Source organism: Limnobacter sp. SAORIC-690 (genome assembly GCF_002954425.1).
In the GTDB taxonomy this organism is placed as follows: domain Bacteria; phylum Pseudomonadota; class Gammaproteobacteria; order Burkholderiales; family Burkholderiaceae_B; genus Limnobacter; species Limnobacter profundi.
Genome location: NZ_MQVZ01000001.1, coordinates 2398758 through 2410616, shown reverse-complemented (window position 1 = coordinate 2410616; position 11859 = coordinate 2398758). Strand labels below are relative to the sequence as shown.

Annotated in this window: 8 protein-coding genes; 3 read left to right on the top strand and 5 right to left on the bottom strand. The window is 52.7% G+C overall.

Annotated features, from left to right (window positions below):
- Positions 1-212: 212 nt before the first annotated feature.
- The 5 genes from phoU to aceE form a co-directional block, all read right to left on the bottom strand.
- Positions 213-914, bottom strand: a complete 702-nt coding sequence (phoU, locus tag BSZ31_RS11475) for a phosphate signaling complex protein PhoU (RefSeq protein WP_105028868.1) — start codon at positions 912-914, stop codon at positions 213-215.
- Between the two features lie 145 nt (positions 915-1059).
- Positions 1060-1713: a ribose-5-phosphate isomerase RpiA gene (gene rpiA / locus BSZ31_RS11470; RefSeq protein ID WP_105028867.1), complete on the bottom strand. Its 654-nt coding sequence runs from the start codon at positions 1711-1713 to the stop codon at positions 1060-1062.
- Positions 1714-1850: 137 nt separating this feature from the next.
- A complete protein-coding gene (gene lpdA / locus BSZ31_RS11465) occupies positions 1851-3623 on the bottom strand; it encodes a dihydrolipoyl dehydrogenase (protein ID WP_105028866.1) in 1773 nt (590 codons plus the stop codon).
- A gap of 12 nt (positions 3624-3635) precedes the next feature.
- Positions 3636-4973 (bottom strand): dihydrolipoyllysine-residue acetyltransferase, encoded by a 1338-nt coding sequence (gene aceF, locus BSZ31_RS11460; protein WP_105028865.1) that lies wholly within the window; start codon positions 4971-4973, stop codon positions 3636-3638.
- 14 nt (positions 4974-4987) lie between these two features.
- Positions 4988-7693, bottom strand: coding sequence for a pyruvate dehydrogenase (acetyl-transferring), homodimeric type (aceE, locus tag BSZ31_RS11455; protein ID WP_105028864.1), 2706 nt, complete (start codon positions 7691-7693; stop codon positions 4988-4990).
- Positions 7694-7923: 230 nt separating this feature from the next.
- Between aceE and BSZ31_RS11450 the strand changes: the two genes are divergently transcribed.
- The 3 genes from BSZ31_RS11450 to folD all read left to right on the top strand — a co-directional run bounded on the left by BSZ31_RS11450 (position 7924) and on the right by folD (position 11841).
- Entirely contained in the window at positions 7924-10257 is a 2334-nt protein-coding gene (locus tag BSZ31_RS11450; RefSeq protein ID WP_105028863.1) for a PAS domain-containing sensor histidine kinase, read from the top strand.
- A gap of 5 nt (positions 10258-10262) precedes the next feature.
- Positions 10263-10910 carry a response regulator transcription factor gene (locus tag BSZ31_RS11445; protein ID WP_168426952.1) on the top strand — a complete coding sequence of 216 codons (648 nt, stop codon included), beginning with the start codon at positions 10263-10265 and terminating at the stop codon, positions 10908-10910.
- Between the two features lie 82 nt (positions 10911-10992).
- Positions 10993-11841 (top strand): bifunctional methylenetetrahydrofolate dehydrogenase/methenyltetrahydrofolate cyclohydrolase FolD, encoded by an 849-nt coding sequence (gene folD, locus BSZ31_RS11440; RefSeq protein ID WP_105028862.1) that lies wholly within the window; start codon positions 10993-10995, stop codon positions 11839-11841.
- The last annotated feature ends 18 nt before the right edge of the window (positions 11842-11859 follow it).

Here is an 11859-nt window from a genome sequence, read left to right as displayed (position 1 = left end):
ACCGGAGCAATTCAATACCATGGCCTGTGTGTTTTTCTACACGATCGCAGCCTTGTGCACCTGCACCATTGCAAAAATTACAGTCGCGTGGATTTTCTTGGGAAAACATCAGCCTTAAGCAAAACGGCTGCCCAACAAAAAGCCCGCTACACATTTGGTGAAGCGGGCCACTTGCTTTCTCAAGTTCAAGCCGTTTGCCAATTAACTCTCAATTAATTGTCTGAAGCTTCCTGAGCCACAACTTCTGGTCCCTGATGGCGAACGTCACGGCCTTTTACCATATAAACCACGTGTTCAGACATGTTCTTGGAGTGATCACCAATGCGCTCAATTGCTTTGGCGATGAACAAAATTTCGATGGAGCGGGAAATGGTACGTGGGTCTTCCATCATGAAGGTGATCAGCTGGCGCAAAATCGCCTTGAATTCATCATCCACCTCGATATCGGCCTTGACCACTTCTGCCGCAGAAACCGCGTTAACGCGTGCATAAGAATCCAAAACCTTGCGCAGCATGGCGATGGCGTTGCTGGCAATGCGATGCAAATCGACTTTGGGCACAAAATGCTTGCCCGCATCTGCGATCATCATGCCCATACGAGCCACTTTTTCAGCTTCGTCACCGATTCGCTCCAGGTCGCGAATCATTTTGATCGCCACAATTACCGAGCGCAGATCAACCGCAGCAGGCTGGCGACGGGCCAGGATGTGATTGCACAGTTCGTCGATTTCAAGCTCGATGTCGTTGACTTCTTTCTCACGACGAATGACGTCCTTGAAAATTTGGGTATCGGCCGCGCCCAAACCTTCGATGGCTGACACGATCTGATTCTCCACCAGGCCGCCCATCTGTAGAACGCGAGTGCGCAGCGACTCCAGTTCGGCGTCGTACTGTTTGGAGGTGTGTTCAGTCATTTGTCTTCCTTACCCGGATAATTGTTGTAACAATGCAATGTGGCACATGCACATGACAAGAATTTGTCAAACCATGCCACATATTCACTTTATTCTGCCATGTTCTGCACAATTATTCAGGTCTTAGTCCTGCCTGTAAGGAGGATTAAAGGGTTTTTATACCATCTGCTGTTGCGATTAACACTACATCAGCATTTCGAATCGCAAAAAGCCCATTTGTAACAACGCCTGGCCAATGGTTAATCTCTTTTTCCATGGCAACCGGGTCGGTAATTTTCAAACCAGCCACGTCCAGAATCACATTGCCGTTGTCCGTGACAAAACCCTCGCGCAGCTTCACCTGCCCACCCAGTGCGGTTAGCTTTCGTGCGATTGCATTGCGTGCCATGGGCAACACTTCAACCGGCAGAGGAAAAGCCCCCAACACTTGCACCAGTTTTGATTGGTCAGCGATACACACAAACTTGTCTGAAATATCAGCCACAATTTTTTCGCGGGTGTTGGCACCACCACCACCTTTGATCAAACAATTGGCTGGGTCTACCTCATCGGCGCCATCCACGTAGACTGACAGGCTTTCCACATCGTTCATGTCAACAATTGGCACTCCAATTTCACGCAGCTTTTTCTCAGACCGTACCGAAGAAGACACTGCGCCTTTGAGTTGAATACCTGACTCAGCCAAAGCATCAATAAAACAATCCACCGTTGAACCAGTACCCACGCCGAGCACGGTGCCCGGCTGGACATATTCAAGCGCGGCCTTGGCCACCATTTTTTTTAGGGTTAAAGCATCCATGAGGGGTTTGATATTCCTGAGTGGTATTGATTGAGGCTAGATCTAACCCGTATTTTAAAGGTAGAAGTGACTCGCAAATGGAAAAAACCAACTGCAAGCAGTTGGTTTTTCCGGGCTTTACGGCAAAGTCGTAATAATTACTTCTTTTTCTGGGCGGGCAAATCGGTACACACGCCTTTGTAAACTTCAGCAGCCATGCCCACGCTTTCACACAGGGTGGGGTGTGGGTGAATGGTTTTACCAATGTCAACAGCGTCGGCACCCATTTCAACGGCAAGGCACACTTCACCGATCAAATCACCGGCATTCATGCCCACAATGCCGCCGCCCACTACACGCTTGGTTTCTTCATCAAACAACAGTTTGGTGAAGCCATCGTCGGCGTTGTTGGCGATTGCACGGCCAGAGGCCGCCCATGGGAATACTGCCTTGCCCACTTTAATGCCCTGGTCTTTGGCTTGGTCCTCAGTAAGACCAACCCAAGCCACCTCGGGGTGCGTGTAGGCCACACTTGGAATAACCCGTGCATCGAAAAACGCTTTTTCATCCGCAGCGGCCTCGGCAGCAACATGGGCTTCATGCACAGCCTTGTGCGCCAACATGGGTTGCCCCACCACATCGCCGATCGCGAAAATATTGGACACGTTGGTCCGCATTTGCTTGTCCACTGGGATGAAGCCGCGTTCGGTGACCGCAACACCCGCTTTCTCGGCGCCAATTTTCTTGCCGTTGGGTGTACGGCCCACCGAAACCAACACCATGTCATAAAGCTGGGGCTCTTTCGGGGCCTGTTCGCCTTCGAATGTCACCAGAATGCCCTTTTTCGTGGCCTCTACGCCCACGGTTTTGGTTTTCAACATAATGTTGTCAAACCGTGGCGCATTGCGCTTTTGCCAGACTTTCACCAAATCGCGATCGGCCCCTTGCATCAAGCCATCCAGCATTTCAACCACATCCAAACGGGCACCCAAGGCCGAGTACACCGTGGCCATTTCAAGACCAATGATGCCTCCGCCAATGATCAGCATGCGCTTGGGAACAAAGGGCAATTCAAGCGCACCAGTCGAATCCACAATGCGAGGGTCTTCAGGAATAAAAGGCAAATGCACCGGTTGTGAACCTGCGGCAATAATTGCCTTGTTGAACTGAATCACTTGCTTGCTGCCATCGGCCAATGCCACCTCAAGGTGATTGGCACTTAGAAAGCTGCCCACGCCTTGTACGGTTTTGACCTTGCGGCCTTTGGCCATGCCAGCCAAACCACCAGTGAGCTTGCCAACCACGCTGGCTTTGTGTGCGCGTAATTTATCAAGATCAATTTCAGGCCTGGCAAATGCAATGCCGTGCTCGCCCATGTGCTGTGCCTCCTCCAGCACTTGCGCGGTGTGCAAGAGTGCTTTGGAAGGAATACAACCCACGTTCAAACACACCCCCCCCAGGGTGCTATACCTTTCAACCAGAATGGTATTCATGCCAAGGTCGGCACTTCGGAAGGCTGCGGAATAACCACCGGGGCCCGCACCCAACACCAGCACATCGCAAGTGTGGTCAATCTGACCACTGTAACTGCTGGCTGGGCCTGCAGTTGCAACTGGTGCGCTTGGTACGGGTGCAGCAGCCGGTTGGGGCGCCGCCGCAACTGCTGGTTTTGACTCAGCAGCCGGAGCTGCTGCAGCCGCACCGGCACCACTGATTTCACAAATCTCGCTGCCCTTCGAGACCTTGTCGCCAACCTTCACCAAAAGCTTGGTCACAACGCCATCATCGGATGCGGGAATTTCCATGCTGGCCTTGTCGGACTCCACCGTGATCAAAGACTGCTCCTTGCTCACTTTGTCGCCCACTTTGACCAACACTTCAATAATTTCTACGGAATCAAAATCACCGATATCAGGAACGATCAGTTTCATATGTTCATCCCCTTACAACAGCACTTTGCGCATGTCGGCCAAGACGCCGGCAAGCTCTGTGGTGAACCGGGCAGCCATGGCGCCATCAATTACGCGGTGGTCGTAACTCAGGCTAAGAGGCAACATCAGGCGGGGCTCAAATTCCTTGCCATTCCAGACCGGTTTCATGGCCGATTTGGACAAGCCCAAAATAGCCACCTCAGGCGCATTAATAATCGGCGTGAACATGGTTCCACCCACACCACCCAATGAAGAAATAGTGAATGTGGCACCCTGCATATCAGCGCCTTTCAGCTTGCCGTCGCGGGCTTGGGCAGACAATTCACCGAGCTCATTGGCAATCTGTGCAAAGCCTTTTTGATCCACACCCTTGATAACCGGTACCACCAAACCGTTTGGCGTGTCGGCAGCAAAACCAATATTCCAGTATTTCTTCACAATCAATTTGTCGCCAGCTTCACTCAGCGACGCATTGAAGGCCGGGTACTTTTTCAGAACTGCAACACAAGCCTTCATCACGAAAGCCAACATGGTCAGCTTAACGCCTTGCTTGGCCAGTGCAGCATTGGTGTCTTTGCGGAATTGCTCCAGATCAGTGATGTCAGCCTCATCAAACTGCGTCACGTGCGGAATCATGACCCAGTTGCGGTGCAGGTTCGGACCAGACAACTTCTTGATGCGTGAAAGTTCCTGCTCTTCAATTTCACCGAACTTGGTGAAATCCACTTTTGGCCAGGGCAACAAATCGAGGCCCACACCACTGCCGCCTTTTGCTGCGCCAGCGGAGGCAGAACCCACTCCGGCAACAGCCGCCTTCACGAAGTTACGGACATCGTCGGGCGTGATTCGCCCTTTCGGACCGGTGCCTTGCACAGCGGTCAAGTTCACACCCAATTCCCGTGCAAATTTCCGAACTGACGGACTTGCGTGCGGCGCGTTCACTGAGGTTGCGGTTGGGCTGTGTGGCTCAGAAGTGGCTGGTGCCGAAGCCATCACCGGCGCAGGTGCAGAACTGACCACAGGTGCAACTGCAGCCGGCTTGGGTGCTTCATTCTTGGGTTCTTCGGCTTTGGGTGCTTCTTCTGCCTTCAGCGTCGAAGTGGCTGCCCCGCCTGAAGCTGGTTCCAGAATCAGCATCAAGGTACCCTCTTTCACCTTGTCACCAATTTTTACTTTCATTTCTTTCACCACGCCGGCTTGGGGGCATGGAATTTCCATACTGGCTTTGTCAGATTCAACGGTGATGATGGATTGCTCCGCCGCCACGGTGTCGCCTGCCTTGACCAGCACTTCAATAATTTCCACCCCGTCAAAATCGCCGATGTCGGGTACTTTGATTTCGATTGTCATGACTATCGTCCTTTTTATGCGTAGGCTGGGTTGGGCTTGTTGGGGTTGATGCCGTATTTCTTGATTGCTTCACCCACGGTGCTCAGTGGGATGTCACCCTGATCGGCCAAGGCCTTCAGTGCTGCAACGGTGACGAAATGACGGTTCACCTCAAAATGCTCACGCAACTTGGAGCGGAAATCGGAACGACCAAAACCATCGGTGCCCAGAACTTTGTACTCACGGCCCTTGGGCATGAATGGGCGAATCTGGTCTGCAAACAACTTCATGTAGTCGGTTGAGGCCACAATCGGTCCTTCAGTTTTGGCCAACATTTTTTCAACATAACTTTGCTTGGACTTCTGCTCGGGATGCAGCATGTTTTCACGTTCTACATCCAGACCTTCACGGCGCAGCTCAGTGAAGCTGGTGACTGACCAAACATCAGCAGCAACACCCCAGTCTTTTTCAAGCAATTCTGCCGCTTCCAGCGATTCACGCAAAATGGTGCCCGAGCCCAGCAGTTGAACACGCTTCTTGCCAGCCTTCTTCAGGGTAGACTCGCGGCAAACATACATGCCTTTCAGAATGCCCTCTTCGGTACCCTTTTTCAGGCCAGGCTGTGCGTAGTTCTCGTTCATCACGGTGAGGTAATAGAACACGTTTTCCTGGTCTTCAACCATGCGCTTCAAGCCGTGCTGAATGATCACGGCCAGCTCATGGGCAAAGGTGGGGTCATAGCTGACACAGTTTGGAATGGTCGAAGACAAAATGTGGCTGTGACCATCTTCGTGCTGCAAACCCTCGCCGTTCAGTGTCGTGCGGCCGGCAGTGCCACCCAGCAAGAAACCACGCGCCTGCATATCGCCCGCTGCCCAGGCCAAATCGCCCACACGCTGGAAGCCAAACATGGAGTAGTAAATGTAGAAAGGAATCATCACGCGGTTGTTCGTGGAATACGATGTGGCCGCTGCAATCCAGGAACTGAATGCGCCTGCTTCGTTAATGCCCTCTTCCAGAATTTGGCCAGCCTTGTCTTCGCGGTAGTACATCACCTGGTCTTTGTCGACAGGCTCGTACAACTGGCCCTGTGAAGAATAAATACCCAACTGGCGGAACATGCCTTCCATACCAAATGTGCGGGCTTCATCAGGAACAATCGGCACAATGCGCTGGCCGATTTCCTTGTCACGCACCAATGCGGTCAACACACGCACAAATGCTTGTGTGGTTGAAATTTCACGGCCTTCCTTGGTGGGTTCCAGCACAGCTTCGAATGCATCCAGGCCAGGCACTTTCAGCTTTTCATCAGCCTCCCGGCGGCGCTTGGGCAAGTAACCACCCAAGGCTTGACGACGCTCATGCAGGTATTTGATTTCCGGCGCGTCGTCGGCGGGCTTGTAGAAAGGCACATCTTCAATAATGTCGTCGGACACTGGAATATTGAAACGATCGCGGAATTCCTTGATCGACTGAATATCCAGTTTCTTCTGCTGGTGGGTGGTGTTCTTGCCCTGACCCACTTTGCCCATACCAAAACCTTTTACGGTTTTCGCCAAGATTACGGTCGGCTGCCCCTCGTGTTTCATGGCGGCATCGTATGCGGCATGTACTTTGTGCGGGTCGTGGCCACCACGGTTCAAGCGCCAGATGTCTTCGTCAGTCATGCGGGCAACCATTTCCAGCAACTTGGGGTGCTTGCCAAAGAAGTTCTTGCGCACGTAAGCACCATCGTTGGCCTTGCAGTTCTGGTATTCACCATCGACCATTTCCAGCATCACTTTGCGCATCAGGCCGTCTTTGTCGCGGGCCAACAATTCGTCCCAGTAGCCGCCCCAGATCACCTTCAACACGTTCCAGCCTGAACCGCGGAACTCACCTTCCAGTTCCTGAATAATCTTGCCGTTGCCGCGTACCGGGCCATCCAGGCGCTGAAGGTTACAGTTCACCACGAACACCAGGTTGTCCAGCTTTTCACGCGCGGCCATGCCGATCGCACCCAGTGATTCGGGTTCGTCCATTTCACCGTCGCCACAGAACACCCAGACTTTGCGCTTGGACGTGTCGCAAATGCCGCGGGCATGCAGGTACTTCAGGAAACGGGCCTGATAAATACCCATCAAGGGGCCAAGGCCCATGGACACTGTCGGGAACTGCCAGAAATCAGGCATCAACTTGGGGTGCGGGTAACTGGAAAGGCCTTTGCCATCCACTTCCTGACGGAAGTTATTCAATTGGTCTTCAGTCAAACGCCCCTCAAGGAAAGCGCGTGCGTAAATACCAGGTGATACATGACCCTGAAGGTACAACAGGTCGCCACCGTGGTTTTCATCTTCAGCATGCCAGAAGTGGTTGAAACCCACACCCAGCATGGTGGCAAGAGACGCGAATGACGCAATGTGACCACCCAGGTCACCGCCATCGGGCGGGCTTTTCTTGTTGGCGCGCACCACCATGGCCATGGCATTCCAGCGCATCCAGGAGCGAAGACGTTCTTCGTATTCCATATTGCCCGGGCAGCGGGTTTCAAGGTGCACAGGGATGGTGTTCACATATTCGGTGTTGGCCGAAAACGGAATAAACGCGCCACTCAGGCGCGCTTTGGCAATCAGTTGTTCAAGCAAGTAATGCGCACGCTCGGGGCCTTCACGTTCAAGCACGGCCTCCAAGGCATCTAGCCATTCTTGGGTTTCTTGGAAATCGGGATCGTCCGATCCGGGGAAATTGAGTTGCGCTGACATTGCTTCCTCCTTGGGTCTCTGGGTTCTTTTGCAGAAGTACGAGCTTGTGGCTGTATTTCCTGTTGATATTAGAGTATCACACCTAATTCATAAAGTTTCAAATTATGATTTGAGTTTTCATATTGTGGAATATCTAAGGATTTTCCCGAATCCACCTGAATCCAGTCCACCCACTTGCCCGCTTGTTTTGTACACTTCAGTCATTATCAGGATTCGAGACCTATTCGACCGTGCGCCTCAGCGATCAACCCCGTACAAGCCCTTTGGTTTGGGCCACCCCGCTGGTGGGCATCATCCTGTTTTTGCTCGCCATGGGCGCCTTTTTCTACACTCTGCATTCCGAGGATCAGAATCAAACGCAACTGCGCGTCATTCGTGATGTGGAACTGGCCCGTCAAACCATTCGTACCCGTTTATTGGCCTCACAGGAACGACTGAACCAGATCGCTCGAGGGTTTGAGCAAAACAGCAGTGATGTTGAAGGTTTTCGTTTCTCCGCCCAGGCGCTGTTAAATGAGTTTCAAGAGGTCAGCAGCGTGCTGATCATTGACGAGGAAAGACGGGTGACCAACTTGGCATTGCCCAGTTTGCGCTCATCCGAAGTACTCCACCCCCTTTACCAAACCATTGAAGATGCCGAAAGTTATTGGGCATTCAACACGGCCAGGGAAACCAGATTGCCTGTGTTCTCAAGGCCATTTCTGGATCCTTCCGGCAAGGTGTTCATTGAAGTTCACAGCCCTATTTTCAGCCGGGGAGATTTCATTGGCACGGTGGCGGCGACCATTCCTTTGGGTGCGTTGCTGAACGATGCGGTACCTAACTCATTCGTGCAGCTTTATTTGGTCAGCATCGTAGACGGTGGCGGCAATCCTGTTGCCTCCAACGTGAGCAGGTCAATCGACAATGCAAAGTTGAGCCATGAGGTTCCGCTAGACCCGCCTGGCCATGGGCTGAAACTGCGAGCTGTGCTATACAAAACCAACACCGAGTTGTTTTCCAACATGCTGGCCTGGGCGGTGTTTGGGCTTTCACTCGTAATTGTATGGAGTTTTATCCTGCTGTTTCGGCATGCGAAACTTCGCAGCCAGGCTGAGAAACGATTGCTGGCGGAAACCAAGTTTCGACGGGCCATGGAAAACTCGGTGGTTACCGGCATGCGGGCCATCGACATGCAAGGCCGTATCACCTATGTGAACCCGGCCTTTTGCAGGATGACCGGCTACAAGGAATCGGAGCTGGTGGGCATGGCTCCTCCATTTCCATATTGGCCTGACAGGTCCTACGAAGAACAGCAGACCAACCTGGATTTGATTCTGTCAGGCAATGCGCCACAAAAAGGCATCGAGGTGCAAGTGCGCAGACGCGACGGCAGCGTGTTTGACGCACGCATGTATGTGTCGCCACTGGTTGACAGCGATGGGCAGCAAAGCGGCTGGATGACCTCGATGACCGACATCACCGAGCCACGCCGAATTCGTGACGAACTGGCCGCTGCCCACCGGCGCTTTGTTCGTATTCTTGAAGAACTTGATGCAGCTGTGTGCGTTCAGGGCCCGGAAGCCGGACCCGATGAATATATTTTCGTGAACAGGCTACACAGGGAGTGGTTTGGCAAGGCCACGCCGCCGCGCATGTCAAAAAACCGCCGCAACCGGGTCAATCTGTATGAGCCATTCGAGTGGCTTAATCCAGTGTCGCAGCGCTGGTACGAAGTTCGGCGACGATCCATTTCATGGGTAGATGGTGCAACCGTGGTAATGCAGGTGGCCACCGATATTTCCTCACGCAAGGAAGCGGAAGACATGTCGCGTCAGCAACAGGAAAAACTGCAATTTACGTCTCGTTTGATCACCCTTGGCGAACTGGCCTCTTCGCTGGCCCATGAAATCAACCAGCCGCTGGCCGCCATTTCAAATTACAACATGGGCAGCGTGACCCGGCTGAAAGCGGGCAAGGTCAGCCCCGAGGACCTGCTGCCCGTGCTTGAAAAGGTAAATGTACAGGCCCAGCGTGCTGGTGATGTGATTCGCCGAATTCGGGAATTCGTGAAACAACAGGAACCCAAACGCGGACCCTGCCCTATCGGTAAAATTATTGAGGATGCCATCAGCTTTTCCCGCCTGGAGGCCAAACACCAATCGGCCCGGATTGAGATGAACCTGCCCGATGCACTGATGTCCGTAGTGGCTGACCCGGTGCTGATCGAGCAAGTATTGATGAACCTGATCAAGAACGGCCTGGAGGCCATGGGCCATCTGCCACCGGAGCAAAAGTTAATCGAGATTCAGGTGGGTCAGTCGGCCCAGTTTGCCTTGGTTGAGGTTCGAGATCACGGCGTAGGGGTGCCCGAAGAAATTCGCCAACGGCTGTTTGAATCGTTTTTCACCACCAAATCCGATGGAATGGGCATGGGCTTGAACATCTGTCGTACTATTATTGAGTATCATCAAGGCCAATTGTGGGTAGAACCCGCGCAAGGTCAGGGCAGTGTTTTCAAGTTCACGCTGCCACTGGCCGAAGACTCGGTGCTTGCGCACATCAATCCACCTGTTATGGAATAAAGCCAATGCTCCACACTCAGCCACGCCCCACCGAAATGCAAGAAACCGTGTTCATCGTGGACGACGACGAGGCGGTACGCGACTCGCTCCAATGGCTTATCGAAACCGAGGGCTATCAGGTGAAAACCTATGCAGACCCCGAGTTGTTTCTTGAGCAATTGGTGTGGCCACAGCCCTGTGTGTTGCTGCTGGACATTCGCATGCCCAAGCTTTCAGGCCTTGAAGTGCAAAAAACACTGAATGAACGCGGCATTCCCATTCCCATCGTTTTCATCACCGGCCATGGCGATGTAACACTGGCAGTGGAAACCATGAAAAACGGTGCGGTTGATTTTCTGGAAAAACCGTTTGATGAAGGCAAGATCAAAGACCTGATTCACCAGCACATGCGCCTGGCCCACGAGCTTGCCCAAACCGCCAAGCTTGATGAACAAATCAACAAACTTTACTCGAAACTGACCACACGTGAATTGCAGGTACTGGAGAGAATCGTGTCGGGTCGCCTGAACAAGCAAATTGCAGACGACCTGAACATCAGCATTAAAACTGTGGAAGCGCACCGCGCCAACATCATGGACAAGCTGCAAGTGACCACCGTGGCTGATTTGCTGAAAATCGCCTTGCGCAAATCACCGGAACTGGCACAACCCTGAACACCACCAACAAGGCCCGCCAGAAACCTGCTGCTGGGCCTTGTTCAATTGAACCATTTCAAATTTTCGAACTCATTTAATCATGTCTGCACAAATCATCAGCGGAACCGAACTGGCCGCCTCCATTCGAGAAACAATTGCCAAACGTGCTGCTGAATTGACAGCCCTGGGCCACCAGCCCGGCTTGGCGGTGGTGCTCGTGGGCGAAGACCCGGCATCGCAGGTTTACGTGCGCAACAAGGTGTCAGCCTGTGAAAAAGCCGGCTTTAAATCGGTGATGCACCGCATGCCCGAGAACACCAGCCAGGACGCACTGGTCGGTTTGGTTGAACAACTGAATGATGACCCCACCATTCACGGCATTTTGGTGCAATTGCCCTTGCCAAAACACCTGGACTCCCACCTGGTCATTGAATCCATCAGTGCAGAGAAAGACGTCGATGGCTTTCACATCAGCAATGCTGGTTTGTTGATGACCGGCAAACCACTGTTTCGCCCCTGCACGCCCTACGGTGTCATGAAAATGCTTGAGTTGACAGGCATCGAATTGCGAGGCGCAGAGGCAGTTGTAATTGGTGCCAGCAACATTGTGGGTAAGCCACAGGCGATGTTGTTGCTGCAGCAAGGCGCTACAGTAACCTTGTGCAACAGCAAAACTAAAGATCTGAAGTCCCATTGCCAACGCGCAGATGTACTTGTAGTTGCGGTGGGTCGCCCCAATATGATTACCGGCGACATGATCAAACCCGGTGCAGTGGTCATTGATGTGGGCATTAACCGCCTGCCCGATGGCAAGCTGTGCGGCGATGTTGATCTTGATTCGGCCAAAGAAGTGGCCGGCTGGATTACGCCAGTGCCCGGTGGTGTAGGCCCCATGACCATCACCATGCTGTTGCAAAACACGATTGAAGCGGTAGAACGTAGCATATAAGCGCAGCCTTTCAGAATT

Coding starts and splice junctions, on each gene's coding strand:
- phoU (WP_105028868.1), bottom strand. CDS start 914: ATGACTGAACACACCTCCAAACAGTACGACGCCGAACTGGAGTCGCTG.
- rpiA (WP_105028867.1), bottom strand. CDS start 1,713: ATGGATGCTTTAACCCTAAAAAAAATGGTGGCCAAGGCCGCGCTTGAA.
- lpdA (WP_105028866.1), bottom strand. CDS start 3,623: ATGAAACTGATCGTTCCTGATATCGGTGATTTTGATTCCGTAGAAATT.
- aceF (WP_105028865.1), bottom strand. CDS start 4,973: ATGACAATCGAAATCAAAGTACCCGACATCGGCGATTTTGACGGGGTG.
- aceE (WP_105028864.1), bottom strand. CDS start 7,693: ATGTCAGCGCAACTCAATTTCCCCGGATCGGACGATCCCGATTTCCAA.
- BSZ31_RS11445 (WP_168426952.1), top strand. CDS start 10,263: ATGCTCCACACTCAGCCACGCCCCACCGAAATGCAAGAAACCGTGTTC.
- folD (WP_105028862.1), top strand. CDS start 10,993: ATGTCTGCACAAATCATCAGCGGAACCGAACTGGCCGCCTCCATTCGA.